The organism is Dactylosporangium vinaceum, assembly GCF_019904175.1.
GTDB classification, from domain to species: domain Bacteria; phylum Actinomycetota; class Actinomycetes; order Mycobacteriales; family Micromonosporaceae; genus Dactylosporangium; species Dactylosporangium vinaceum.
Genome location: NZ_CP061913.1, coordinates 1,730,925 through 1,757,693 on the forward strand (window position 1 = coordinate 1,730,925; position 26,769 = coordinate 1,757,693).

At 73.0% G+C, this 26,769-nt stretch carries 15 protein-coding genes and 1 pseudogene; 13 read left to right on the forward strand and 3 right to left on the reverse strand.

The features are described from left to right. Positions 1 to 98: 98 nt before the first annotated feature. The 3 genes from Dvina_RS07560 to mce form a co-directional block, all read right to left on the reverse strand. Positions 99 to 1,340, reverse strand: a complete 1,242-nt coding sequence (locus Dvina_RS07560) for a coiled-coil domain-containing protein (RefSeq protein ID WP_223101629.1) — start codon at positions 1,338 to 1,340, stop codon at positions 99 to 101. 149 nt (positions 1,341 to 1,489) lie between these two features. Further along, positions 1,490 to 2,821: a crotonyl-CoA carboxylase/reductase gene (gene ccrA, locus Dvina_RS07565; protein WP_223101630.1), complete on the reverse strand. Its 1,332-nt coding sequence runs from the start codon at positions 2,819 to 2,821 to the stop codon at positions 1,490 to 1,492. 41 nt (positions 2,822 to 2,862) lie between these two features. Next, positions 2,863 to 3,330 carry a methylmalonyl-CoA epimerase gene (gene mce, locus Dvina_RS07570; RefSeq protein ID WP_223101631.1) on the reverse strand — a complete coding sequence of 156 codons (468 nt, stop codon included), beginning with the start codon at positions 3,328 to 3,330 and terminating at the stop codon, positions 2,863 to 2,865. A 79-nt stretch (positions 3,331 to 3,409) separates the two neighbouring features. Here mce and Dvina_RS07575 point away from each other — a divergent pair, with 79 nt between their 5' ends. The 13 genes and pseudogenes from Dvina_RS07575 to Dvina_RS54070 all read left to right on the forward strand — a co-directional run. Then, positions 3,410 to 4,594 (forward strand): acetyl-CoA C-acetyltransferase, encoded by a 1,185-nt coding sequence (locus Dvina_RS07575; RefSeq protein ID WP_223105384.1) that lies wholly within the window; start codon positions 3,410 to 3,412, stop codon positions 4,592 to 4,594. Continuing rightward, positions 4,591 to 5,553, forward strand: coding sequence for a methylmalonyl Co-A mutase-associated GTPase MeaB (gene meaB, locus Dvina_RS07580; protein WP_223101632.1), 963 nt, complete (start codon positions 4,591 to 4,593; stop codon positions 5,551 to 5,553). Before Dvina_RS07575 ends, meaB begins: the two co-directional genes overlap by 4 nt. A gap of 2,481 nt (positions 5,554 to 8,034) precedes the next feature. After that, positions 8,035 to 11,001 (forward strand): FtsX-like permease family protein, encoded by a 2,967-nt coding sequence (locus tag Dvina_RS07585; protein WP_223101633.1) that lies wholly within the window; start codon positions 8,035 to 8,037, stop codon positions 10,999 to 11,001. Further along, positions 10,998 to 11,855 (forward strand): ABC transporter ATP-binding protein, encoded by an 858-nt coding sequence (locus Dvina_RS07590; RefSeq protein ID WP_223101634.1) that lies wholly within the window; start codon positions 10,998 to 11,000, stop codon positions 11,853 to 11,855. The genes Dvina_RS07585 and Dvina_RS07590 overlap by 4 nt, the downstream gene beginning before the upstream one ends. Then, positions 11,852 to 12,505: an ATP-binding cassette domain-containing protein gene (locus tag Dvina_RS07595; protein WP_223101635.1), complete on the forward strand. Its 654-nt coding sequence runs from the start codon at positions 11,852 to 11,854 to the stop codon at positions 12,503 to 12,505. The genes Dvina_RS07590 and Dvina_RS07595 overlap by 4 nt, the downstream gene beginning before the upstream one ends. Before the next feature lie 186 nt (positions 12,506 to 12,691). Continuing rightward, on the forward strand, positions 12,692 to 13,882 hold the full coding sequence (locus Dvina_RS07600; RefSeq protein WP_223101636.1) for a hypothetical protein: 1,191 nt from the start codon (positions 12,692 to 12,694) through the stop codon (positions 13,880 to 13,882). Positions 13,883 to 13,939: 57 nt separating this feature from the next. Beyond that, entirely contained in the window at positions 13,940 to 14,611 is a 672-nt protein-coding gene (locus Dvina_RS07605; protein ID WP_223101637.1) for an Asp23/Gls24 family envelope stress response protein, read from the forward strand. Positions 14,612 to 14,691: 80 nt separating this feature from the next. Continuing rightward, positions 14,692 to 16,380: a coenzyme B12-dependent isobutyryl-CoA mutase large subunit gene (icmA, locus tag Dvina_RS07610; protein ID WP_223101638.1), complete on the forward strand. Its 1,689-nt coding sequence runs from the start codon at positions 14,692 to 14,694 to the stop codon at positions 16,378 to 16,380. Positions 16,381 to 16,488: 108 nt separating this feature from the next. Continuing rightward, positions 16,489 to 19,458, forward strand: a complete 2,970-nt coding sequence (locus Dvina_RS07615; protein WP_223101639.1) for an FtsX-like permease family protein — start codon at positions 16,489 to 16,491, stop codon at positions 19,456 to 19,458. Between the two features lie 174 nt (positions 19,459 to 19,632). After that, positions 19,633 to 22,659, forward strand: coding sequence for an ABC transporter permease (locus Dvina_RS07620; protein ID WP_223101640.1), 3,027 nt, complete (start codon positions 19,633 to 19,635; stop codon positions 22,657 to 22,659). A 190-nt stretch (positions 22,660 to 22,849) separates the two neighbouring features. Then, entirely contained in the window at positions 22,850 to 23,722 is an 873-nt protein-coding gene (locus Dvina_RS07625; protein ID WP_223101641.1) for an ABC transporter ATP-binding protein, read from the forward strand. A 4-nt stretch (positions 23,723 to 23,726) separates the two neighbouring features. Beyond that, entirely contained in the window at positions 23,727 to 24,623 is an 897-nt protein-coding gene (locus Dvina_RS07630) for a tetratricopeptide repeat protein (protein ID WP_223101642.1), read from the forward strand. 11 nt (positions 24,624 to 24,634) lie between these two features. Further along, positions 24,635 to 25,762: pseudogene (locus Dvina_RS54070) on the forward strand (arginase family protein); the annotation flags it as partial. Between the last annotated feature and the right edge of the window lie 1,007 nt (positions 25,763 to 26,769).

Genomic DNA, 26,769 nt, shown 5'->3' on the forward strand with positions numbered 1-26,769 from the left:
AACGTCCCGCCACGCGCAATTACACACTGCGCGTGACGGGACCTGCGATCGAACTCCCCGTGAACCAGCTATGAATCCGCGCCGGACCTGAACGGTCGTTACGCCGTGACCTTCTCGCCGTCGCCGGACTTGCCCTTCTTGGCGTCGCCGCCGCCCTGGGCCTGCCCGACCGTCGGCATGATGCCGGCGAGGCCGGAGAGCATCTGCCCGAGCTGCGACGTGACCGCGTCCTTCTGGCGCGTGAGGTCCTCGACCTCGCGACGGGCCCGGTTCGTGGTGTCCTCGGCCTCGGCCCGGGCCTCGCTGAGCTGGCGGTGCGCCTCGGCGCGGGCCTCGTTGACGGTCTTGTCGGCGAGGTTCTTGGCCTTGTCGATGGTCTCGGCGGCGGCCCGCTCGCTCTCGACCCGGCGGGTCTCGGCGCGCTGCTCGATCTCCTTGGCCCGGTCCTCGGCCGCCCGGGCGCGCCCCTCGGCCTCGGTGACCAGCTTCTGGGTGGCGGCGACGGCGGAGGCGTGGCGAGCGGACTCCTCGCGCTCGGCCTTCTCCTGCCGCTCGGCGATCTCCAGCGCGAGGGACTGCAGGTCCTTGTCGCGCTTGTCGCGGGCGTCGGTGAGCAGCTTCGTCGCCTCGGCGCGCTTCTCCTCGGCCTCGCGCGCGGCCTTGGCCCGCAGCTGGGTGATCTCCCGCTCGGCGGTGGCCCGCAGCGTCGCGACCTCGCGCTCGACTGTCGCCTTGAGCTCGGCGACCTCGTGCGCGGTGGCGGTGCGCAGCTGCTTGGTCTCGCGCTCGGCGTCGGCCCGCAGCGTGTCGGCCTCGCGCCGGGCCTGCACCCGGACCTCGGCGGCCTCCCGCTCGGCGGCGGTGCGCAGGTTGCCCGCCTCGCGCTCCGCGGTCGCCTTCATCGCGGCCGACTCGGCGCGGGCCTTGTCGGTGATCTCGCGGGCCTCCAGCCGGGCCGCGGAGATGATGCCCTCGGACTCGCGCTTGGCCTCGCCCCGGTGGTCGTTCGCCTGCTCCTCGGCCAGGCGCAGGATCTGCTCGACCCGGGTGCCCAGGCCCGACAGCGTCGGCCGGTTGTTCTCTTCCAGCTGCTTGTTGGTGTCGCTGAGCTTCTGCTCCATCGAGCCGAGCCGCTGCTCGGCCTGACGGACCCGGCGCTGGGCCTCGGCGAGGCGGCCCTCGGCCTCTTCGCGGGCCTGACTGGCCTGCTGCAGCTGCGCGTTGAGGCGCTGCAGCTTGCTGTCGACCTGCTGACGGTCGTAACCGCGCAGGACGACACTCAGCTCTTCGTGATCAGAGCCGTTCTGGAAGAAATCAACCGAGGACTGCTGCTGGGGCATTGGCACATACTTGCAGACCACCCGGGGGAGTTCGCAAGGGTGGAACGGCTATCTTCCGTACGGCTCTCATGGTCAACTTTCCCTGGCCAGGACACGCCGCGTTTTTGTCACGCTTTATGGGCGTGTCGGTACACCCGGACGAACGGTCCCTAACGGTTTCGAAACCGGTTGATCGCGGCCTCGTGCCGGGCCCGCAGCTGTGGATCACGAACGCCGAGGCCCTCGGCCGGGGCCAGGCCCAGGACGCCGACCTTGCCCTGGTGCAGGTTCCTGTGCACGTCCGACGCGGCCTGGCCGGTCTGCTCGAGGCAGTACACCCGCGAAAGCGTCGGGTGGACACGACCGCGCATGATCAGCCGATTGGCCTCCCAGGCTTCCCGGTAGTTCGCGAAGTGGCTGCCGATGATCCTTTTGAGGTGCATCCAGAGATACCGGTTGTCGTACTGGTGCAGGTACCCCGACGTCGAGGCGCAGGTCACGATCGTGCCGCCGCGCTTGGCGACGTACACGGACGCGCCGAACGTCTCCCGGCCCGGGTGCTCGAAGACGATGTCGGGGTCCTCGCCGCCGGTCAGTGCCCGGATCTCCGCGCCGAACCGTTTCCACTCCGACACGTCCTGGGTCTGCTCGTCGCGCCAGAAGCGGTACCCGGACCTGTCGATCACCAGCTCGGCGCCCATGGCCCGGCACAATTGCGCCTTCTGGGGGCTCGAAACCACACAAACGGGGGTCGCCCCACCGTTGAGTGCGAACTGCACCGCGTAGGAGCCGAGGCCCCCGGAGGCGCCCCAGATCAGCACGGTGTCGCCCTGCTTCATCCGGGCGCCGTGGCGGGAGACGAGCTGGCGATACGCGGTCGAGTTCACCAGCCCCGGGCACGCCGCCTCCTCCCACGACAGGTGGACCGGCTTGGGCATGAGCTGGTTGGCCTTGACCAGGGCGAGCTCGGCCAGGCCGCCGTAGTTGGTCTCGAAGCCCCAGATCCGCTGCTGCGGGTCGAGCATGGTGTCGTCGTGGCCGGCCGCGTCCTCCAGCTCGACGCTCAGGCAGTGCGCCACCACCTCGTCGCCGGGCCGCCATCTGGTGACACCGGGGCCCACTCGCAGTACCACTCCAGCTGCGTCTGAACCGACGACGTGATAGGGGCGATCATGCCCCCGTCCGTAACGGCGCAGGAACGCGAAGGTCGGGACCGGCTCGAAGATCGACGTCCAGACGGTGTTGTAGTTGACGGCGGAGCCCATGACCGCGATCAGGGCCTCGCCGGGCCCGACCTCTGGTGTGGGGACCTCCTGCACATGCAGTGACTTGCGCGGGTCCTTCTCCCGGGTGTCGAGCCCGTCGAACATCGCCGCCTCGGCGGCCCGCACGACGACACCCCGATAACTCTCGGGCACCGGCAGCGCGGCCACCGCCCGGAGCTCGGCCGCCGGATCGGCCGCCCCCTCCGCCTGCATGATCGCATCGAGAATCTTCTGCATGGGCCGGAGGTTACTGACCGGTAGCTTATCGGCGGAACGGCCTAGTGAGAAATTGCATCAGCGGGCTGGACCAGCTCGACAAGGACCCCTCCGGCATCCTTGGGATGCACGAAATTAATGCGACTTCCGGCTGTACCGCGACGAGGCGCGTCATACAGCAGCCGCACCCCGCGTTCACGCAGTGCTGCGCACGTGGCATCGACATCGGTGACCGTATAGGCGAGCTGCTGCATCCCCGGCCCGCTGCGCTCGAGGAACTTGGCGATGGTCGAGCTCGGCGACAGCGGCGCCAGCAGCTGCAGGCAGCCGCCCTCCGTGGTCGGGCCGACGGAGAGCATGGCCTCGCGCACGCCCTGCTCCTCGTTCGTCTCCTCGTGCACGCAGCGCATCCCGAAGACGCGGGCGTAGAACTCGATGGCCTCGTCGAGGTCGGCCACGGCGATGCCGACGTGATCGATCCGCTGGATGCCGATGGGTGATATATCCAACTTCGGGGCGGCGGTGTCCATGGCGATATTCTGGGCTTATCCAACGTTCAGGTCGCGACGAGGCGGCTGTGAACCTTCTCTCGGAGGCCCTTTAGCGATGATTCAGTCGGTGATTGTCAACGGCGCCCGCACGCCGATGGGTCGCCTGCTCGGTGCCCTGAAGGACTTTCCGGCCACGAAACTGGGTGAAGTCGCGATCCGGGCCGCGCTGGAGCGCTCCGGGGTCGCGCCGGAGCAGGTGCAGTACGTCATCATGGGCCAGGTCCTGCAGGCCGGCGCCGGGCAGATCCCCGCGCGCCAGGCCGCGATCGGGGCGGGCATCCCCATGAGCGTCCCCGCGCTCACGATCAACAAGGTATGCCTGTCGGGCCTCGACGCGATCGCCCTGGCCGACCAGCTCATCCGGGCCGGCGAGTTCGACATCGTGGTGGCCGGGGGCATGGAGTCGATGACAAACGCGCCGCACCTGCTCCTCGGGCAGCGGCAGGGGTACAAGTACGGCGACGTGGTCGTCAAGGACCACATGGCCCTGGACGGGCTGACCGACGCGTACGACCAGGTGTCCATGGGTGAATCGACCGAGCGGCACGTCGCCCGGCTCGGCATCACCCGCGAGGCCCAGGACGCGTTCGGCGCGGCCAGCCACCAGAAGGCCGCGGCCGCGCAGAAGAACGGCCACTTCGCCGAGGAGATCACCCCCGTCGCCATCCCGCAGCGCAAGGGCGAGCCGTTGCTGGTGACCGAGGACGAGCAGATCCGCCCCGAGACGACCGTCGAGACCCTGGCCAAGCTGCGCCCGGCGTTCACCGCGGACGGCACGATCACGGCCGCCACCTCCTCGCCCATCTCCGACGGCGCCTGCGCGGTCGTCGTGATGAGCCGGGCCAAGGCCGAGGAGCTGGGCCTGGAGTGGATCGCCGAGATCGGCGCCCACGGCAACGTCGCCGGCCCCGACAACTCGCTGACCAGCCAGCCCTCCAACGCCATCAAGCACGCCCTGACCAAGGCCGGCCTGGGCGTCGAGGACCTGGACCTGGTCGAGATCAACGAGGCGTTCGCGGCCGTCGGCGTGCAGTCCACGGCCGACCTCGGCATCGACCCGGCCATCGTCAACGTCAACGGCGGCGCGATAGCCCTCGGCCACCCGATCGGCATGAGCGGCGCCCGCCTGGCCCTCACCCTGATCCTGGAGCTGCGCCGGCGCGGTGGCGGCCTGGGCGCGGCGGCCCTCTGCGGCGGCGGTGGGCAGGGCGACGCCCTCCTGTTCCGCGTACCCAAGCGGTGACCCTCCGCCGCTCCCGCGACGTACCCACCCTGGTCGCCGCCGCCCGCGACGGCGACCCCAGGGCGGTGGCCCGGCTCATCAGCCTGGTCGAGGACGGCGACGAGGCCCTGCCCCGCATCGCCGCCGCCCTCGCCCCGCACACGGGAGCCGCCGCCGTTGTCGGCCTGACCGGCGCCCCCGGCGTGGGCAAGTCGACGACCACGAACGAGCTGGTCACCGCGTTCCGCAAGGCCGGCCGCCGGGTGGGCGTCCTCGCGGTGGACCCCTCGAGCCCCTTCACCGGCGGCGCCATCCTGGGCGACCGCGTCCGGATGCAGGACCACGCCACCGACCCGGGCGTGTACATCCGCTCCATGTCCAGCCGCGGCCACCTGGGCGGCCTCTCCGCCGCCACCCCCCAGGCGGCCCGCGTCCTCGCCGCCGCCGGCTGCGACCCGGTCGTCATCGAGACCGTCGGCGTCGGCCAGGCCGAGGTCGAGATCGCCGGCCTGGCCGACACCACGGTGGTCCTGCTGGCCCCGGGCATGGGCGACGCCATCCAGGCCGCGAAGGCCGGCGTCCTGGAGATCGCCGACATCTTCGTCGTCAACAAGGCCGACCGCGACGGCGCCGACGCCACGTACCGCGACATCCAGGGCATGATCGGCCTGGGCACCCGAGCCCCGGGCGACTGGCGCCCTCGCGTGGTCCGCTGCGTAGCCGCCCGCGGCGAAGGCATCGCGGACCTGGTCGCCGCCATCGACGAGCACCGCGCCCACCTCGCCGCTTCGGGCGCGCTGACTCTGCGCCGCATCCGCCGCGCGGAGGCGGAGATCGAGGCGATCGCGCTCGGCGTCTTGCGCGCGCGGATGCAGGACCTGCACAGCGGAGACTCACTGACAACCCTGGCCCGCGAGGTGGCGGAGGGCCGGACTGATCCGTACGCGGCGGCCGACACCCTGCTGGCGCAGCTCAGCTGACTTCCGCGCCCGCGCGGCCCGAACCCTGCGCCCGCGCCGCTCCGCATCCCGCACCCCGCGCGTCGTCCTCCCTTTCCACGCGCAGGTTGCCGCTCTCGGCGCCCGCTCCCCGCCTCGCGCCCGCGCGTGGCCTCGCGCCCGCGCGTGGCCTCGCGCCCGCGCCCGCTCCCCGCCTCGCGCCCGCGCGTGCTGTTTCGCCGCGCCCGCGCGATGACGTGCTTGCTTGCACCCGTGCGTCGCGCCCGCGTCGCGGTTGTTGGCGCGTCGCGGTTCGTGCCGCGCCCGCGCGCTGCGAAGCCTTGCCTGCGCGTCCGCGCGATGACGCGCTTGCTCGCGCCCGCGCGCAACTTGCCGCGTCCGCGCCGCACCGAGCCCATGTCCGCCCTAGGCCCGCTCCAGCCTGCGCCCGGCCCGCGCCGTGCCCGTGCCCGCCCGTCGCCTCGCTCCCGACTGTCCGCGCCCGTGCCCGTGCTCGCCCGTCGCCTCGCTCCCGACTGTCCGTGCCCGCGCCCGCGCCCGCGCCCGCGCCCGCGCCCGTGCCCGCGCCCGCGCCCGTGCCCGCGCGGTGCTGCTTGCCTGCGCGTCCGCGCGATGACGGGTTTGCTCGTGCCCACGCGCAGTTTTCCGCGTCCGCGCCGTGCCTGCGTCCACGGGTCGCCTTGCTCCCGCTGTCCGTGCCCGCGTCCCTCCCGGTGACGCTTGCGTGCACGCCCGCACGATGAAGCGCCCCGTGCGCGCTGTTGTGCTGCGCCCGTGCGCCGTGAAGCTTGCCTGCACGTCGGCGCGATGACGCCCCCGAGCGGGCCCGCGCGCAGCTTTCCGCTTTCCGCGCCCAGGTATCGCATCGCGCCGGCTGCTCGTGCCGTGCCCGCGCGCTGACGTGCATGCTTGCGCGCCCGCGCGATGACGCTCATGCGCCGCGCCCCGCGCCCGTGCCGCGCCTTGCGTCCGCGCGATGACGCTCGCGCGCCGCGCCTCGCGCCTGCTGTTCATGCCGCGCCCGTGCGCCATGGCGCCTGCCTACGCGCCCGCGCGATGACGCGCTTGCTTGCACCCGCGCGTCACGCCCGCGCCCGCGTCGCGGTTCGTGCCGCGCCCGTGCGCCATGACGCCTGCCTGCGCGCCCGCGCGATGACGCGCTTGCTTGCACCCGCGCGTCGCGCCCGCGCCCGCGTCGCGCCCGCGCCCGCGTCGCGCCCGCGCCCGCGTCGCGCCCGCGTCGCGGTTCGTGCCGCGCCCGTGCGCCGTGGCGTCTGCCTGGCGCCCGCGTGCGCTGTTGTGTCGCGCCCGTGCTTGGTGACGTTCGCCTGCGCGTCCGTTCGATGACGTGCCCGCGCGCGGCTTTCCGCTCTCCGCGCTCGCGTGCGTCGCCTCGCGCCCGCTGTTCGTGCCGCGCCCGTGTGCGATGACGCTCCCTGCGCGTCCGCGCGATGGCGCCCTGTGCGCGCTGCTGTGCCGCGTCCGCGCGCTGTGACGATTGCCTGCACCTCCGCGCGATGACGCGTCCGCGCGTCTGTGTACTGCTCTGCGTCCGCGCGTCTGTGTGCTGCTCCGCGTCTGCGCGCGGTTACGTTTGCCTGCGCGACCGTGCGTGGTGATGTTTGCCTGCGTGTTCGTGCGATGACCCGCTTGCTCGCGTCCGCGCGCCGCTTGCCGTCGCCTCCTGTGTTCGCATGCGTGCCGTGTGTGACGCGACCGCGCTTGGTTTTTTGTGGCCGAGGGAGCGTTCGCTCCAGTGGTGCGCTTGTGGGTGATGCGCGTCCCTGCGTCTGCCATGGCGCGGCCGATAGCGCGCTGGTGCTGCCCGAGACTGCTCAGAGCGCCCTCCGCTGGCATCGGAGGATTGGGACGTCCTGCGTTTGCCTTGCGCACTGGGCCGGCGCGCTTACGGGGTGCTTCCTGCCGGCATCGCTTGCTGTCCGCGCGCTGCTTTCCTATCCGCGCGTCGCTTGCTGTCCGTGTGTTGCTTCGCGTCCGCGCGTTGCTTGCTGTCCGTGTGTTGCTTCGCGTCCGCGCGTTGGTCGGGGGCCTGTCGTCGCGCAACCTCGGGATTGGCCCGGTGCGTGGTTGTTTGGGCGGTTCTCGACGCGTCCGCGCGTGGAGGTGTGGTCGCTTTGTGCGGGCGTGGGAAAACGGCGCCTCCCCGCTCGCTCCAGGAGGGCTCCAGCTCAGACCCCCTATACGGCCGCGCCCCGAACCGGCGTCGAGCGTGGGCCGGTCCCGTTTGAGGTGGCGACCCGCTGGTGTGGTCCAGGACTCAGCGCATTCGTAGCCATAACTCCCCCGGCCGGATTGGAAGGGGGCCCAGAGAAGGGCGTCGGCCTCTGGCTGGTGTTAAAGAAGCACAGCTCAGCTAAGGTCTGCGCGTCAACCTTCCGGCTTGATCAGCAATTGGGGGCAGGCGTGACGGCGTGGACCGTCATGTTGCGTGGCATCAGGTATCGGGGCGGGCGGTCGTTCGTGGTGTTTTTGCTGGCCGTCATGGCCACCACGGCGGCTGTGCTCGTGCCCGCGTACAGCAGGGCTGCGCAACAGTCCGTGCTCACCGACGGGCTCGCGGCCGCGTCCACCGACGCGACCGGGCTCACCGTGGGGGCTACGGGCACGAAAGAGAGTGCCGCGTACATGGACCTGGCCGAGATCCGGCTGGCCGTGAACGCCGCCCTCGACAAGGACGGCCGGCTCAACGAGCGGCTCGACCGGCCCGTCGCGGCCATGGACACCGAGGTCACCTACGCCGAGGCCGGCGGCAAGCTGGCCTTCCGCCAGGACGTCTGCCGGCAGCTCGAGATCGACGGGGCCTGCCCGGACAACCCGGGCGAGGTCGTTGTCAGCCGCCGGACCGCCGACGCGCACCATCTCAAACCCGGCGAATTCGTCACCGTCCACCTGGGGCCGGTCACGGGTGGCAAGGACAAAAGCTTCAAGATCTCCGGTTTGTACTCCCCAAAAGCCCCCAACTCCCCCTACTGGGGACGCACCGCCTACTTCAGTGCGGGCGCCGACAGTGAGGGTGAGCGCGCGGACGCGCTGTTCAGCCTCACCGAGGACGATCTGCGCGCCGAGCCGACGGCGACCCTGGCGACGCGGCTCGAGTACCCGCTGCGAAGCGACCGGGTCCACCTCGATGATGTCGCGGGGCTGCGGGTGGACCTGCAGGCGCTCGCGGACAACTTGCGCGGGCGCGAGCTCGAGGTGACGAGCGCGCTGCCGTCGGTCCTGCGCGATATCGACCTGGATCAGGGGGCCATCGCGCGGACGGCGCCCGTCATCGCGGTACCGACGCTGCTGTTGTGCTGGTTCGTGCTCTTCCTGCTCGTCGCGTCGCTCACGGAGGAGCGGGGGCCGGAGATCGCGCTGGCCAAGCTGCGCGGGTATCCGGCCGGGCGGGCGGCGCGGTTCGGGCTCGGGGAGATCCTGCTGCTGACGGCGGCGGCGGTGCCCGTCGGGCTGGGGGCCGGGTTCGGGCTCGTCGAGCTCGCGGCGCGCACCCTGCTCGCGCCCGGGGTGCACGCGGAGGTGCGGTGGCCGGTGTTCGCGGCGGCCGGGATCGCGCTCGTGGCCGGGGTCGTCGCGGCGCTGCTGGCCGCGCGGCGGACCCTCGCGCGGCCGGTTCTGGGGCTGCTGCGGCGAGTGCCCGTGCGCGGTGGCTGGCGCGCGGGCGCGGCGGAGGGGGTGGTCGTGGCGCTGGCCGCGGCGAGTCTCGTCGCGGCCGCCGGAGACCGGGCCGCGCCGCTGGCGCTGCTTGCCCCGCCGCTGCTGGCCCTGGTGCTCGGGATCGCGTCCGCGCGGCTGCTCGGGCTGTGGTCGGCCGCGCGGCTGCGGCTGGCCCGGCGCAGCGGGCGGATCGTGCCGCTGCTGTCCGCGGCGCAGCTGTCGCGGCGGCCGGGCGGGCAGCGGCTCGTCGTGGTGGTGACCGTGGCTGTCGCGCTGCTGGCGTTCGCCGCGACCGCGTGGGACGTGGCCGCGCGGGCGCGGGGCGACGTGGCCGAGGACGCGGTCGGGGCCGAGCGGGTGTACACGGTCAACGCCGCGCACCCGGGCGCGCTGGAGGCGGCGGTGGCCGCGGCTGACCCCTCGAAGCACTCGATGGCGGTGGTCCGGGCCAGCCAGCGCTTCGACAACAGCCCCGTGGAGCTGCTCGGCGTGCAGGCCGACCGGCTCGCCGACGTCGCGGCCTGGCGCGGGCACGCCCGCGAGCAGGTGGGCGGCATCGCGGCCCGGCTGCATCCGGCGGCGGCCGAGCCGCTCACGCTGGGCAAGGACCTCAGCGCCGAGGTGACAGTCGACGCGCTGCCGGCCCGGCCCGCGCTCCGCCTGGCCGCCGTGGTGGCCGACCCGGGCCGGCCGCCGCGCACCGTGACGCTGGGGGCGCTGGCCAAGGGCACGCGGACGTACCACGCGGCGCTGCCTGGATGCGCCGGTGACTGCCGGCTCATCGGGCTGGCGGTCGGGCGGGCGGCCGGCGGCAGCGACCCGTATGCGGTCACGGTGGCCGTGCGCTCCCTCGCGACGGGCGCCGGACCCCTTGACGCCGGATTCGACGTGGCCGGGCGCTGGCAGGCCCGGCCCGCGGCGGCCGGCGCGACAGTCGCCGTGCGCGCGGGCGCGGCGCTCGGCGTCGACGTCTCCGGGGCCGACCCGGCCGACGCCGTGGTCGAGCACGTGGACACGCCGGACGCGCTGCCGGCGGTGCTGGCGGGCGGGGCGCCGACCGACGATGCCCGCGCGGTCGCGTTCAAGCTGCCGGGCTTCTCGGACCAGCCGCAGCCGTTCACGGTCGCGGCCCGCACCGACAGCCTCCCGCGCGCCGGCCGCCGCGCGGTCATGTTCGATCTCGACTACGCCACTCGGATGGCCGAGCGCGGCTCCAGCCTGGCCGACAATGGCTCGCTGCGCTACGAGGTGTGGGCGGGCGCGGGCGCGCCCGCGGACCTGGCCGCCCGCCTCGGCACCCAGGGCATCCAGGTGCTGCAGACGGAGTCGATCGCGGGCGTCACCGACCGGCTGGCCCGGCGCGCGCCCGCGCTCGGCCTGTGGCTGTATCTGCTGGCCGGGGGTGCGGCGATTCTCCTCGCGCTCGGTGTGGTGCTGCTGAGCGCGTACGTCGGGGTGCGCGCCCGCCTCTACGAGATGGCGGCGCTGCGGGTCGCCGGGGTGCGGGCCGGGCAGCTGCGGCGGGCGGTGCTCCGGGAGTACCGGGCGCTGCTGGGCCTGCCGCTCCTGGTCGGCCTGGCCGCGGGGATCGCCGGCGCGCTCGTCATGCTGCCGGGGATACCGCTGGTGACGGTCGGCGAACCGGCGGGCTCGTTCTCCTACGAGCCGGCCCTCGGCGCACTGCCGGTCGCCGTGGTGCTGACGGTGCTCGGCCTGTCGCTCACGGTGCTCTTCGTCCTCCGGCTCTTGAGCCGGGCGACACCGCTGCGGCTTCGCGACGGTGCGCAGTGACGGCGGGGCTCAGCGTGGTGTGCCGGGGGCTGGTGTACATCTATCGGCTGGACGGGTACGACATCGTGGCGTTGTCCGGGGTTGATCTGGACATCTCGGCCGGCGAGTCGGTGGCGTTGCTGGGGCCGTCGGGCTCGGGCAAGTCCACGCTGCTGGCACTGCTGGCCGGGCTGCTGGCGCCGTCGGCCGGGCGGCTCACCGTCGGCGAGCACGACCTGGTGCGGGCCACTGCGGCCGAGCTCCAGGCGATGCGGGCGGCCGATGTCGGGGTGGTGCTGCAGGGGGCGGGGCGTAACCTGCTGCCGTACCTGACCGCGGAGCAGAACGTGCGCTTCGCCCAGCGCGGCGTCCCCGCCGAGCGGCGCCGGTCGCTGCCCGACCCGCGCGAGGTGCTCACGACTGTCGGCCTCACGGGGCGCGGACGCAACCGGCAGCGCCCGCAAAGACTCTCTCCTGGTGAGCGTCAGCGGTTGGCGCTCGCCGTGGGACTGGCCGGCCGGCCGGGCCTGCTGCTCGCGGACGAGCCGACCAGCCAGCTCGACACCCGGGCGCGCGACGAGGTACTGCTGGCCCTCGACGCCGTCCGCCGGGCGGGCACGACCGTGGTGGTCGTGACCCACGACCCGGACGTGGGGCGCCGGATGGGCCGGACGGTCACCATCCGCGACGGCCGGGTCGGAGCGGAAGGGCGCCGCGGAGAGGACTACGCGGTCGTGGGCCGCGACGGTACGGTGCATCTGCCGCAGGACGTGCTGCGCATGTTGCCGCCGGGCACGCTGGTGGGCGTCGAGCCCCAGCCCGACGGCACGGTGCTGCTGGTCCCGGCTCGAGCCAACGTGGAGGGTGTGCAGTGAAGACGCTGACGGTCGACGGGGTGACGGTCGCGTACGAGCGGGACCACCCGGTCCTGAACGACGTGTCGGTCGTGGTGTCCCCGGGCCAGATCCTGGCCGTGACGGGACCCTCCGGCGCGGGCAAGACGACGCTGCTGTGGGCGATGGCGGGCCTGCTGCGCCCGGCCGCGGGCAGCGTCTCGGTCGACGCCACCCCCCTGCGCGACCGCGATCACGCCGTGGCCGAGCGGGTCGTGCTGATCCCCCAGGACAACGGCCTGGCCGCGATCCTCACCGCCCAGGAGAACATCCAGGTCGCCATGATCGCCGGCGGCTCGCCCCCGGCCGACGCCCGCCGCGCCACCGTGGCCTCCCTGGAGCGCCTCGGCCTGGCCGGCCAGGCCGACCAGCTGGTCGAGGAGCTCTCCGGCGGCCAGCAGCAACGCACGGCGATCGCCCGCGGCATCGCCCTGCACGGCGACATCCTCCTGGCCGACGAGGTCACCAGCGAGCTGGACGCCACCAACCGCCAGAAGGTCATGGAGCTCCTGCAGGAGGAGGCCCGCCGCGGCGCCGCGGTCGTCTTCGCCACCCACGACCCCGAGGCCGCGGCCGCCTGCGACCGCGAACTGCACCTCTCCGACGGCACCGCCGAGCTGATCCGCGGCTGAGGCCGCACGCGCAGCCGGTCGACCGCGCGTCCGGCATTGCCGCGGTCGACCGGGCCGGTGGCCGGGGCCGGTGGCTGGGGCCGCGGGCCGGACAAGGCCCGCGATCCGGGCACCGGGGGACTTCTCGGGAGCAATCACAGCGTATGGTGAGCGACGTTTGTGAATGCCTGAAACGGGAGGTCCGGCATGCGGAAACGGATGTTCGTCGCGGCTGCGGTCGCCGCGCTGGGGGTCGGGGTCGTTGCGGTGCCGGAGGCGCTGGCGGCGGCCGGGCCCGCGGTGCTGCCGGCCGGGCAGTTCACGCTCGCGGCCGACTACCACAGGTACGACGAGCTCAACAGCGCGCTCGTCGCCAAGCTGGGGACGGCGGCCGTGCACACGGTCATGGACAACGCCAACCACGACCGTGGTGCGATCACTGACTCGCTCGGCGTGGCCGGATACCAGACCGGGTTCACGTTCGACAGCGGCGACAACAGCGACTGTGCCAACTACCCGCAGGGCATCACCACCAGCCGGGATGCCGTCGGCACGGCGAACGGTGGCAACTACGACGGGCATCAGCTGGTGCTCGTGAGCTGGTACACCAAGGACGGCTGCGACGGCGCGTCCGCGCGCAGCCGGATCACGCTCGTCGACTGGGACGCCACCTACCCCAACAAGTACCGGAAGATCCTGCTCGTCGAGGCGACCGGTACCGCCGCCGCGCCGAACTTCCGGGACGTCAAGGTCCATGCCGGCGGGGTGTCGTGGTACGGGGACTACCTGTACGTCGCCGACACCGGGCACGGGATGCGCGTGTTCGACATGCGCAAGATCCTGAAGACGGACACCGGCGGGAGCGCGGAGCAGATCGGGCGGCAGGCGGACGGGTCGACGTACTACGCGCACAACTACGCCTACGTGCTGCCCCAGGTCGGCACCGTCACCGCGGCCACGACGTCCGGCACGCCGCTTGCCTGGTCGAGCATCTCGCTGGACCGGGTCAGCCGGTCGATCGTGATGAACGAGTACACGTGCGCGTCCGGCTGCACCGACTACCCCAACCGGGCGCCGCGGGCCGTGCGGTTCCCGTTCGCGGCGGGCGCGACGACCTTCGCCGCGGCCACGAGCGCTTCGGAGGCGCTGCAGCTGCCCTGGTACAGGCTGAACGGCGTTGCTTCACACAACGGTCGCTGGTGGTTCAACTCCTCGGGCTCCAAGCAGCTGTACTACTGGACGCCGGCCGACGGGGCGCACACGTACGCGTGGGTGAGCGGCGGGGAGAGCATCAGTTACTGGGAGGATGCGGACTCGGCGGACCTGCTCTGGTCGCTGCAGGAGAGCGTCGGGCACCGGAATGTCTTCGCTGTGACTCAGGCGACCTACGGGGCCTGATTCGCGAGTACGCTCGCGTCGTTTTCAGGACCTGGGTGACGATGGGGAGAGAACGGCATGAGCGAGACCACGGCCGGGTTTCCGGCCCGCACCGACATCGACGATCCCGATCTGACCGGTGACGCACTGTCCACGGTCGAGCCGGCGTCGGGTGTGACAGTACCGTCGCAGGGCGGCGCGCCCGAGCAGGAGCAGTCGCGCTTCGACGAGGCGGCGGAGAAGGTCGGCGCGTTCGCCTCCACCACCGCGGACCGGGTCGGGGAGTTCGCGACGAGCACCGCCGCCGCGTCCGGGCGGGTCGCGTCGCAGGTCGTCGACCGGCTGCGCAACAACGCCGAGCTGACCGCGGATCGCGGCACCACGACGATCGCCGACGAGGTCGTCGAGAAGATCGCCGGCATCGCCGCGCGGAAGGTCGAGGGCGTGTACGACCTCGGCGGCGACGTCGCCCGGGTGTTCGCGGCCGTGCGGGACCGGATCGGGCTCGGCGACGACGAGAAGGAGAACGGCAACCGCGGCGTCACCGTGCGTCTCGAGGGCCGCAACGCGACCGTGCGGGTCACGCTGGTGATCGAGTACGGCTACGTCGTGTACTCCGTCGCCGAAAAGGTCCGGGCCCAGGTCATCACCTCGGTCGAGAACCTCCTCGGACTCGAGGTCACCGCGGTGGACATCGTGGTCGACGACGTGCACGTGGACGATGAGGACAAAGAGCCGAAAGCCGCCTGAGGGGGTACCGCACGCGCCCGCGCCGGGGATCCGGCGCGGGACCTTAGCGATCGTTCAGGTGGACCGCTAGCATCGTGGGTATGGACGCCCACGACATCGCCGCGGGGCGCGCCCGCTGGCAGCGCCGATACGACGATGCACGCAAGCGGGACGCCGACTTCACCACGCTGTCCGGCTCGCCGGTGGAGCCGGTCTACGGGCCGCCCGAGGGCGTCGAGGTGCCCGGGTTCGAGCGGATCGGCTGGCCGGGCGAATACCCCTACACCCGCGGCCTGCACCCGACCGGCTACCGCGGCCGCACCTGGACGATCCGCCAGTTCTCCGGGTTCGGCAACGCCCAGCAGACCAACGCGCGCTACAAGATGCTGCTCGGCGCGGGCGGCGGCGGGCTCTCCGTGGCCTTCGACATGCCGACGCTCATGGGCCGCGACTCCGACGAGCCCCAGTCGCTGGGCGAGGTCGGGCACTGTGGCGTGGCGATCGACTCCGCGGCCGACATGGACATCCTCTTCGACGGCATCCCGCTCGCCGACGTGACCACCAGCATGACCATCTCCGGGCCGGCGGTGCCGGTGTTCTGCATGTACCTGGTCGCGGCCGAGCGGCAGGGCGCCGACCTGAGCAAGCTGGACGGGACGCTGCAGACCGACATCTTCAAGGAGTACATCGCCCAGAAGGAGTGGCTCTTCCCGCCCGAGCCCCACCTCCGGCTCATCGGCGACCTGATGGAGTACACCGGAGCGAACATCCCGCGCTACAAGCCGCTGTCCGTGTCCGGGTACCACATCCGGGAGGCGGGCTCGACCGCCGCGCAGGAGCTCGCGTTCACCCTGGCCGACGGGTTCGGGTACGTCGAGCTCGGCCAGTCGCGGGGCCTTGACGTCAACGCGTTCGCGCCCGGGCTCAGCTTCTTCTTCGACGCCCACGTCGACTTCTTCGAGGAGATCGCCAAGTTCCGGGCCGCGCGGCGGATCTGGGCCCGGTGGCTGCGCGACGTCTACGGCGCGACGAACGAGAAGGCGCTGTGGCTCAAGTTCCACACGCAGACCGCGGGCGTGTCGCTGACCGCGCAGCAGCCGTACAACAACGTCGTGCGCACCGCCGTGGAGGCGCTCGCGGCCGTGCTCGGCGGCACCAACTCGCTGCACACCAACGCGCTCGACGAGACGCTGGCGCTGCCGACCGACGAGGCGGCCGAGATCGCGCTGCGCACCCAGCAGGTGCTCATGGAGGAGACCGGGGTCACGAACGTCGCCGACCCGCTGGGCGGCTCCTGGTACGTCGAGGCCCTCACCGACCGCATCGAGGCTGAGGCCGAGGCCATTTTCCAGCGGATCCGCGACATGGGCGCGAACGACACCAACGGCGGCGGGACGATCACCGCGGGCATCCTGCGCGGGATCGAGGACGGCTGGTTCATGAGCGAGATCGCCGACTCCGCCTTCATCTACCAGCAGGCCTTGGAGAAGGGCGACAAGCGGGTCGTCGGCGTCAACGTGCACACCGGCTCGGTCACCCGCGACCTCGACATCCTGCGCGTCTCGCACGAGGTCGAGGTCGAGCAGAACCGGCTGCTCAGCGCCCGCCGGGCCGGCCGCGACAACGCGGCGGTCAAGGAGCGGCTCGAGCGCATGGTCGCGGCCGCGCGGGGCGGGGAGAACATGATCCCCGCGATGCTCGACGCGTGCCGGGCCGAGGCGACCCTCGGCGAGATCTGCGGTGCGCTGAAGGCCGAGTGGGGCATCTACCGCGAACCCGCCCGTTTCTGAACCATAACCGCGTTACAGAACCGCAATACAAGACCGCAACCGGCTTCACCCCCCGCTGGTCTTCTAACGACGACCTTGACCAACGGGGGAGGGGCTTTGCTGGCTCTCGTGCTCGCAGCGTTGCGTGCCCGGCGCGTCCAGGCACTGACGTTGGTGCTGCTCAGCACCCTCGCCGCGGCCGCTGCGGCGGCGTCGCCCTGGTATGTGCTGGCCTCCACCGAGCGGATCGCCACGCGGCACGTGGAGAGCGCCCCGATCCAGGAGCGGTCCCTCGAGGCGATCGGTGAGGGTGTGGTCGAGGGTGGGTCGGTCGAGGCGCAGCTGGACGCGACCGCCCACCTGACCCAGCGCATCGTGGGGCTGCCCGGCTTCGTGACGTACACCGAGGCGTACCTCTCCGGGCAGGCGACCACCGGCAGCGGCAAGTCCAGCGGCGGCGCGGCCACCGGCGGCACCGACGCCCGCAGCACCGACTCCCAGCTCGTGGCCCGCACCGACGCCTGCACCCACGCGACCTTCGAGGGCCGGTGCCCGGCCGCCGCGGACGAGGTCGCGGTCAGCTACCGCACCGCCCGCTGGCTGCGGGTCAAGGCCGGCGACACGCTCTCCTACGCCGCGTCGGGGCTGCCCCGGCCGCTGGAGCTGAAGATCGTCGGCGTCTACCGGCCCGACAACGCCAACGCCCCGTTCTGGACGAGCAACAACGACCTCGTCGCCAAGTCGCTGCCGACGAGCGCCGCCCCGGAGATCACCGAGCCGGTCGACGACGCCATGCTGTCCGCACCCGCGCTGTTCGACAAGAGCCTGGCCACCGTCTCCATCCGCACCGCCGTCGACATGGTCGCGCAGCCGTCGCTGCTCGTCGACAACGCACCCGAGGACGTCGCCGCGCGCATGGCCGGGGCCACCGTCGAGGCCGGCAACAACCGGCTGACCCTCAACACCCAGCTCCCGGCGACGATCGACAAGGTCGAGCGGGACCGCCGGCTCGTGTCGCTGGGCGTGCCCGTCGGCGCGTTCCAGCTGCTCGTGCTGTGCTGGTTCGCCCTGTATCTGGCGGTCAAGTACACCGGCGAGGAGCGGCGCCCGGACATCGGGCTGGTGAAGCTGCGCGGCGCCACCCGGCTGCGCACCTGGGCCCTGGTGAGCGGGCAGAGCGCCCTGCCGATGCTGGCCGGGGCGGTGCTGGGGCTGCCGATCGGGTACGCCGCCGCGACCGCCGTCACCGGCACCATCAAGGACGCCGGCGTCAACGCGCAGGCGGCCGAGCTGTCCGTCGGCGCGGCCGCGGTGGCCGTGCTCGGCGCGCTGCTGGCCGCCCTGCTGGCCGAGCGGCGCGCGCTGTCCTCCAGCGTGTCCGAGCTGCTGCGCCAGGCCTCGGCCCGCTCCCGGGTCTGGCGCGACCTGTTCGACCTGCTGCTCGTCGCGCTCGCGATCGTCGCGGTCTGGCAGGTCAAGAACCGCGCGTCGGGTGACGCGGCCGGCCTGGCGCTGCTCGCGCCCGGGCTCGCCGCGCTGGCCTTCGCGCTTGTCGCGGCCCGCGTCATCACGTTCAGCGCGAGCCGGATGGTCGAGGGTGCGCTGCGCCACGGGCACCCGGCCCGCGCGCTCACCGCCATCTACCTGGCCCGCCGCCCCGGCGTCCACCGGCTCGCGGCGCTGATGATCGCGACCGTGGCCCTGCTGACCACCTCGGCCCTGACCTGGAACACCGGGCGCGTCGCCGGCGAGACCCGGGCCGAGATGGAGGTCGGCGCCGACCGGGTGCTGACCGTCCGGGCCGAAAACCGTCTGGCCCTGCTCACCGCGGTCCGGGCGGCCGACCCGGGCGGTGAGCACGCGATGGCCGCGGTCGAGTCGGTGCTCAGCGGCAACGACCGCGTCCTGCTCGTCGACAGCCCGCGGCTGGCCAAGGTGGCGACCTGGCGCCCGGAATACGGCCTCAGCGCCGAGCGCACGGCGGCGCTGCTGCACCCCGAGGCGCCCGCCCCGATCACCGTGACCGGCGGGGACCTGTCCGTCGATCTGACGACGCACTTCACAACGACAGAGGCGAGCCGTCTGGTGTACCTCGATGTCGTGCTGGCCGACCCGAAGGGTGCGCGGGTCGCGGCGCGCCTCGGCCCGCTCGCCGAGGGGCAGCAGACCCTGAAGGCGTCCCTGCCCGGCTGCGCGGCCGCGCCCGGGTGCCGGCTCAGCTCGCTGCAGATCACGCAGACCACCCAGGACCAGAAGATCTTCTTCGCGGCCCGGCCCGGGGTCGACCTGACAGTGCACGCGATGACCGCGGGCGGCCGGCCGGCGCTCAGCAAGGAGCAGCTTGTCGACCGCACCCGGTGGCGCCTCGGCGTCAACGGCAACCCGCCGAACCTCATCGCCGGCCCGGCCGCCGACGGGCTGCAGTTGAGCGTCGCCCCGATCCGCAGCAGCGGCATCAGCGACCCGGGCGTGTACCCGATCGACACCCCGGCCCCGCTGACCAGCCTGCGCGCCACCAAGTTGCAGACGCGGCTGGTGGGTGACCAGCGGGTCAGCTTCGGCTCCGTCTCGATGTCCGAGCAGATCGCCGGCATCGTCCCGGCCCTGCCCCGGCTGGGCACCAAGGGCGTGCTGCTCGACCTGGAGTACGCGGACCGGCTCGGTGCCGACTTCGGCGCCGGGGAGTCCCTGCAGGTCTGGCTCAACGCGGGCGCACCGGCCGACATCGTCAAGCGGCTGCAGGACCAGGGGCTGCTCGTGCTCGGCGACGATTCGATAGCCGGCGTCACCAAGCAGTACGCCTCGTTCGGCCCGCCGCTGACCCTGCAGTTCATGCTGCTCTCGGCGATGGTCGGGCTGATCCTGGCCATCGGGACCGTGTCGGTCGTCGCCGCCGTCGAGCGAAGGCCGAGAGCCCGGGAGCTCGGCGCGCTGCGGGCCCAGGGCGCCCCGGCCCGGCTGGTCGCGCGGGTGGGCCGCGAGGGCTACCTGGTGCTGGCGATCACCTCGCTCGTGTTCGGCCTGATCCTGGCCGCCGTGATCCGCGCCTACATCGGCGACGTCCTGCCCTACTTCGCCGACGGTTGGAGCAAGCCGTGAGGGGTTCCGAGCGCAGCGAGGAGGCCCCTCACCAGGGACACAGTTGGGTGCTCGCGTCGGCACCGGAGCTTGCGGAGGTGGCGGCGTGAGGGGTTCCGAGCGCAGCGAGGAGGCCCCTCACCAGGGACACAGTTGGGTGCTCGCGTCGGCACCGGAGCTTGCGGAGGTGGCGGCGTGATCGGGCTCGTGCTGTCGATGGTCCGGGCCCGGCCGGGGCAGGCCCTGACCGCGTTCCTGCTGTCGGTGTTCGCGCTGGCGGCGGCCGTCAGCGCGCCGGTGTACTCCGCGACCGCCGACCGGGCCGTGGTGCACAGCGAGGTCCAGTCCGCGCCCGTCGGGGACCGGGTCGTGCAGGCCCGGCGGACCTCGCCGTCGCCCACCGACCGCGACTTCGAGAACGTGCTGCCCCAGCTGTTCACCGGCAACGGGTTCAGCAGCGTGTTCAGCACCGAGTTCGACACGCTCATCGAGCCGGCGGCCCCGGACGGCGCGGAGATCGCGCCGCGGTTCGTCTACCGTGACGACCTCTGCGCGCACGTGCGGATGACCGCCGGGCGCTGCTTCATCAGCGAGACCGAGGTGATCCTCAGCCCCGCCCAGGCCGACAAGCTCAAGCTGCGCGTCGGGGCCACGTTCCCGGCGACGTTCGCGAAGATCTCGGGGGAGGGCGACTACGTCGCGGCCGGGCCGCCGCTCGTGCTGACCCTCGTCGGCACCTACGAGCCGCTGAACAAGTCCGAGCAGTACTGGTCCGACCTCGACTACTTCAACCCGCGCGCCAGCAACCGCTACACCACCGAGCCGATGTTCGCCGGCCGGCTCACGCTGGAGGCGGTGCCGCAGCACGGCCCGGAGAAGCAGGCCCTCGACGTCGTCATCGACGACTCGGCCATCAGCCGGGAGTCGCTCGACGCCATCAACGCCCAGGTGCAGACCGGCAAGGAGAAGCTGGAGGCGCTGCCCGGCCGGCCGGTCGTCAGCACCGGGCTGCCCAACCTGCTCAAGCGGATCGACGGCGACCGGAGCCTCGTCGCCCAGGTCGTGCCCGTGGCGGCGGTACCCCTCGTGCTCCTGTGCTGGTTCGTGCTCTTCATCGCCGTGGCCGCCGCGACCCAGGAGCGGCGCCTGGAGCTGGGCCTGTTCTCGCTGCGCGGCATCACCGTCTCGCGGCGCTGGTGGCTCGCGGCCGGCGAGAGCATCGTGCCGATCCTGGCTGGCGCCGTCGCCGGCTTCTTCCTCGGGCACTACCTGGTCCGGCTGGCCGCGTACCTGCTGCTGAGCGCCTCGTCCGACGTGCCGATCGGGGCCGGCCTCAACCTGTGGGCGTTCGTCTCCCTCGCGGGCGTGCTCGTCGCCGCACTGCTGGCCCAGCGGGCCGAGCTGGTCAAGCGGACCGTCGACCTGCTGCGCAACGTGCCGAGCCGGGCCTCGCGCTGGAACGCGCCGGTGTTCGAGGTCGTCGTCGTGGTGCTGGCCGTCGTCGCCGTCGTCCAGCTGCGCCGGGGCGGCGGCGGGCTCACCGGGTTCGCGCTCGTCGCCCCGTCCGCGGTGGTCATCGCGGTGGCGCTCGTCGCGGCCCGGCTGGTGCTGCCGATCGCCGAGGTGATCGGCCGCCGGGCCGCGCGCCGCGGGCGGATCGGGCCCATGCTGGCCGCCTACGCGCTCTCCCGGCGCCCCGGCACCCAGCGGATCCTCGCCCTCTTCGTCGTCGCGATAGGCCTGACCGTCTTCGCCGCGACGGCGGCCGGCGCGGCCGGCGACGCCCGCACCCGCCGGGCCCAGGTCGAGCTCGGCGCGCCGCGGGTGCTCAGCGTCGACCCGCTCAGCCGGTCCTCGATGCTGGCCAAGGTCCGCGCGGTCGACCCGGACGGCAAGTTCGCGATGGCCACGGCGATGCTGCCGGTCTCCGAGGACAACGTGCCGCCGATGCTGGCCGTGGACAGCCGCGCGCTGGCGTCGGCGTCGCTGTGGAGCGACCCGAAGATGTCCGCCGAGCAGGCCCACGAGCTGCTGCACCCGGGCACGCCGCGCGACTCGATAATCGTCGACAACAAGGAGCTCGCCCTCGACGTCACCATCACGAGCCTCGGCGACGCGTTCCGGGTGCACTGGGTCGCCGTCGTCGTGCCCGAGGACGGCACCGGCGTCGGCCGGGTGGACCTGGGCAAGGTGGTCGCCGGGCGGCAGACGTACGTGCGCAACCTGCCGATGTGCGTCAACAAGTGCCGGCTCGCCGCGCTGGAGCTGGAGCAGCCGGAGGGCCGCGGCTTCGACGCCGACATGGTGGTGCACAGCCTCAGCCAGCACGGTGACAAGCTCGTCGACGAGGCCGCGTTCGCCCGGGCCGACGACTGGCGGGTGCCGGAGACGCCCGGGCCGAAGCTCCTGGTGCCCGAGCTGGCCGGCGTCCAGGACGGGCTGCGGGCGACGATCTCGGGGTACAAGGGCGCCGACACCGCTTTCAAGATCTTGCCGACCGACGTGCCGAGCCCGCTGCCGGTCATCGCGGCCCGCACCGCCGGAGTCGGCGACCACATGACGGGCTTCGACGAGTCGCGGCAGGCGATCGACATCGTCGGCGAGGTCGAGACCGTGCCGCGGCTGGGCTACAGCGGCGGCATCGTCGACATGGAGTACGCCGAGCGGCTGTCCACGGACGGCGGTGACACGGAGTACGCCCAGATCTTCCTCGGCCCGAACGCGCCCGCGGACGTCGTGGACCAGCTGCGTAAGCAGGGCATCACGGTGAGCGGCGACCGGTCGATCGGGCCGGTCCGCGACGTGCTCGACGAGCAGGGGCCGGCGATCGCGCTGCGCTTCCACGAGATGGCCGGCATCCTCGCGGTGATCCTGGCCGTCGGCGCGCTGTGGCTGGTCTCGAGCCTCGACCGGCTGCGCCGCGCGGGTGAGCTGCGGGCGCTGCGGGCCCAGGGCATCGCCCGCCGCGACGCCGCGGCCAACGGATATCTGGCGCTCGTCGGCACGGCCGCGGTGCTGGCACCGTTCGCAGCCCTGGCGAGCTGGCTCGTGGTGCGCGAGTATCTTCCGGTGTTCAGTGACAACCCGGAGGGCTTCACGGCGTCATACTGGCCGTCACCCCTTCCGGTCGCCGTCGCCTGGGCAGCGGGCTCGGCGCTGCTCGTCGTCGCGGCGGTCGTCGCCGGGATACGCCTGCGATCCGCGACACAGCGCCGGCGATAGGGGCGGGGACAATGGGCCGGTTCACCGGGGAAGGCGCGACACCCACCGCGGCGTCGCGCCCGCGCGGCGACCGTCCCGGCGGGGTGGTCATCGCCGATCGTGTCGAGGGTGAGGCGGACGTGGTGAGCGCCGAACGCCGGCGATCGGTGAGGCTGAGCGAAGCGATGAGGGCTGAAGGGATGGGGACGCGGTGAACGGATTGGCGGTCGCCTGCCGGCGGGTCGTGCACATCTACCGGGCCGAGGCGGGTGACGTCGTTGCCCTGGCCGGTGTGGACCTGTCGATCGGGCCGGGGGAGACGCTCGCGCTCGTCGGGCCGTCCGGCTCGGGCAAGTCGACGCTCATCGCGCTGCTCGCCGGGCTCATGCGCCCGTCGGCCGGCCGGGTCAACATCGGCACCTACGACATGGGCAAGCTCTCCGACGGCGAGATCGCCCGGCTGCGCGGCACCGAGATCGGCGTGGTCCTGCAGGGCGCGGCGCGCAACCTGCTGCCCTATGCGTCGCTGCACCGCAACATCTGGCTGGCCCAGCGGCGGGCCGCCCGCACCGAGGGCATCAAGCTCGACGACCCCGACCGCATCCTCGACCTCGTCGGCCTGCCCGGCCTCGGCCGCGCCCGGATCGACGAGCTGGCTCCCGGCGCCCGGCAGCGGGCCGCGCTCGCGGTCGGCATCGCGGCCGGCCCCGGCCTGCTCCTCGTCGACGAGCCCACCAGCCAGCTCGACACGCACGGCCGCGACGAGGTCCTCGAGGCCCTGGAGACGGTCAACCGGGAGCGCAACACCACGATCGTCGTCGTCACGCACGACAGCGACGTCGGCACCCGGCTCGGGCGCGCGGTGACCATCCGCGACGGGCGGGTCGGCGCCGAAGGCCGCGACGGGCAGGACTTCGCGGTGGTGGCGGGAGACGGCACGGTACAGCTGCCGCCGGAGGTTCTTGGAGACTTCCCGCCGGGAACGCTCTTCACCGTCGAGCACATCGACGGGTCCGTGACACTGGTGGCGGGTGGATCCGACCGGTCGCTTGCGGCAGATCACCACGGGCACGTGCAAAACTAGGGCCATGACCGACCCACGCCAGTCTCAGTCGATCTTCACCCGCGGGGCGGTGGACCTCGGCGCCCTGGCCGCGAGGAACACGGCCGCCGCGCAGCGGCCCGCCCCGTCCGATACTCCGGCGACCCCTGCGGGGGCCAACGTGATCGAGGTCACGGAGGCCACCTTCCAGGCGGACGTGATCGAGCGTTCGCTCACGGTGCCGGTCGTCATCGACTTCTACGTCGCCGGCAGCGCGCCGGATCTGCAGTTCTCGCCGCTGCTGGTCAAGCTCGCGACCGAGAGTGCGGGAGCGTGGGTGCTCGCCCGGGTCGACGTCGAGACCAGCCCGCGGCTGGCCCAGATGTTCCGCATCCAGAACATCCCGTTCATCGTGGCGATCGTCGGCGGGCAGCCCGTCGACGCGTTCAACCAGGCACTGCCCGAGCCGCACCTGCGCCAGTGGATCGACGCGGTGCTCAAGGCGGCCGGCGTCGAGGTCGAGCAGCCCGAGGACCCGCGGATGCTCGCGGCCGACGACGCCATGGCCGAGGGCGACCTGGAGGCGGCCGAGGCGGCCTACCGCAAGATTCTCGACGAGACCCCCGGTGACATCGTCGCCGAGTCCGGCCTGGCCCAGGTCGGCCTGCTGCGCCGCACCGACGGCGTGGACATCGCCGGCGCGCTCGGCGCGGCCCAGGCCGCCCCGGACGACGTCGCGGCGCAGCTGCTCGCGGCCGACGTCGAGGTCCTGACCGGCGAGGCCGACCAGGCGTACGCGCGCCTGGTCGCCCTCATCCGCCGCACGGCGGGCGACGACCGCGAGACAGTGCGCAAGCACCTCGTCTCGCTGTTCACCGTCGCCGGCCCCGACGACCCCGCGGTCGCCAAGGCCCGCCGGGCTCTGGCGAGCGCGCTCTTCTAAAGGCGCCCGCCGTGCGCCGGATCGCCGTCGTCGACGCGCCGAGCAACCTGGGCCTGCGGCCACCGACCGCGAGCTCGGTGCCCGGCTGCGCCAAGGCGCCCGGCGCACTGCGCGACCACAACCTGCTGGCCCGCCTCGGCGCGCGCGACGCCGGCTGCATCACCCCGCCGCGGTACGACCCGGCGGGGTGGCAGCCGGGCGACGGTGTGGCCCAGTCGGCCGAGATCGCCGTCTTCGTCAAGCGCCTGGCCGACCGCATCGGCTCGGTGCTCGGCGCCGGCGACTTCCCGCTCGTGCTCGGCGGGGACTGCTCGATCCTGCTCGGCGCGGGCCTGGCCATGCGCCGCTTCCAGCACGAGGCCGGCGGCCGGATCGGCCTGGTCTACGTCGACGGGCACTCCGACTTCCGCCACGAGGGCAACGCCTCCTACGTCGGCGCCGCCGCGGGTGAGGCCCTCGCCCTCGCCACCGGCCGCGGCCAGGCCAACCTCGCCTCGATCGAACAGCGCCGGCCGTACTTCCGCGACGTCGACGTGGCCCTGCTCGGCATCCGCACCCACGACGAGTACCGCCTCGACCTCCAGGCGGCCGGCATCGTCGCCCGGGCCGTGCCGGAGCTCCGCTCGGACGGGGCCGCCCGGTCCGCCCAGTGGGCCCGCGACCAGCTGCGCGACTGCGCCGGCTTCTGGGTCCACATCGACGTCGACGTCCTCGACCCGGCCGTGATGCCCGCCGTCGACGCGCCCGACGTGGGCGGCATCGCCTACCGGGAGCTGGAGATCCTCATCTCCGGCCTGGTCTCCGACCAGCGCTGCCTCGGCGCGCAGGTGACGGTGTTCGACCCGGACTACGACCCCGACGGGCAGTACGCGGCCGAGGTCGCCGACGTGCTCGTCGCCGGGCTGGAGCCGCTGATCACGTCATCGGCCCTGGTCGCCGCCTCACCCGACCCGGTGATCTCGGCGCCGCCGTTCGCGGCTCCGATCTCGGCCCCGCCGATCTCCGCACCGCCCCTGTTCACCCCCATGGCCAGACCGATACCCCCGACCGTCGCCCCACCCCGACCGGCACCCGAGCCCGTCACGCCGCCCGAGCCTGTCACGCCGCCCGCGCCACAGCCCGCCACCTCGTCGCCGCCTCAGTCCGGCACGCCGATCGAGTCGCCACCACAGCCGGCCACCCTGTCGCGGCCGGCCCCCGAGTCCTTCACGCCGTCGTGGTCGGCGCCCGCGTCCGTCCGGCCGCTGGAGCCTGTCGCCCCGTACGAGCCGGCACCGGAGCCGGTCACGCCGGCCGAGCCCACGCTGAGGGCCGTTCCGCCGCCCGCCGCGCCGACGCCTACCGCCGCACCCGTTGCCGCGCCTGCGCCGGTTTCCGCGCCGTCGTCTCCCGGGCCCGGTGCTCGGTGGCGTGAGTCGTCTGCGTCGAGCGAGGAGGGGGATGACTCGGTCGCGCCAAGTGCGGCGTGGGGCGAGTCGTCCGCGTCTGCGCCGTTATCTCCTGCGCCCGGGCTGCCGGCGTCCGATGCGGAGCCGGACGAGTCGTCTGCGGGCGGTGTCGAGCACGATGGGTGGTCTGCGTCTGGTGCCGAGCACGATGGGTCGCCTGCGGGCCGGGCCGAGCAGGACGAGTGGTCTGTGGGCGGTGTCGAGCCCGACGAGTCGTCTGTGGGCGGTGCCGAGCGCGGTGGGTGGTCTGCGGGTGGTGGTGAGCGGGGCGAGTCGCTTTCGGGTGGTGGTGAGCAGGGTGAGGCGGGGTTCTCGGGCGGGCGCGAGGAGTCGGCGGCGGGCTTCGGCTTGCGTGGTGGCCCGGGCCCTGGTGAGCCGGCGGGTGCCGGGCAGCCCGACGAGAACGACATTTCCGAATTGTCGGGCATCTGGATCGCCGATCAGCCGGCGCCGATCGAGGTGGAGGACGACGAAGCCGACGGGGCTGAGGCTGAGGAGCTCGGGGTCGACGAGTTCGCGGTCCTCGACGGGCGGGGTGGGGCCGACTTCGGGGTTGTCGGCTCGCTCGATGATGTCGAGCCGGCGCGGGATGGGCCGGTGCCGAGGGCTGAGAAGCCGGCGTGGTTCCTGAGGGGGTACAGCCGGAACAGCGCCTTGTCCTTGGACGGGCTGCCCAGGGACTCGGTCGGGCCGGGCGG

Coding starts and splice junctions, on each gene's coding strand:
- Dvina_RS07560 (WP_223101629.1), bottom strand. CDS start 1,340: ATGCCCCAGCAGCAGTCCTCGGTTGATTTCTTCCAGAACGGCTCTGAT.
- ccrA (WP_223101630.1), bottom strand. CDS start 2,821: ATGCAGAAGATTCTCGATGCGATCATGCAGGCGGAGGGGGCGGCCGAT.
- mce (WP_223101631.1), bottom strand. CDS start 3,330: ATGGACACCGCCGCCCCGAAGTTGGATATATCACCCATCGGCATCCAG.
- Dvina_RS07585 (WP_223101633.1), top strand. CDS start 8,035: ATGGCCACCACGGCGGCTGTGCTCGTGCCCGCGTACAGCAGGGCTGCG.
- Dvina_RS07600 (WP_223101636.1), top strand. CDS start 12,692: ATGCGGAAACGGATGTTCGTCGCGGCTGCGGTCGCCGCGCTGGGGGTC.
- Dvina_RS07605 (WP_223101637.1), top strand. CDS start 13,940: ATGAGCGAGACCACGGCCGGGTTTCCGGCCCGCACCGACATCGACGAT.
- icmA (WP_223101638.1), top strand. CDS start 14,692: ATGGACGCCCACGACATCGCCGCGGGGCGCGCCCGCTGGCAGCGCCGA.
- Dvina_RS07630 (WP_223101642.1), top strand. CDS start 23,727: ATGACCGACCCACGCCAGTCTCAGTCGATCTTCACCCGCGGGGCGGTG.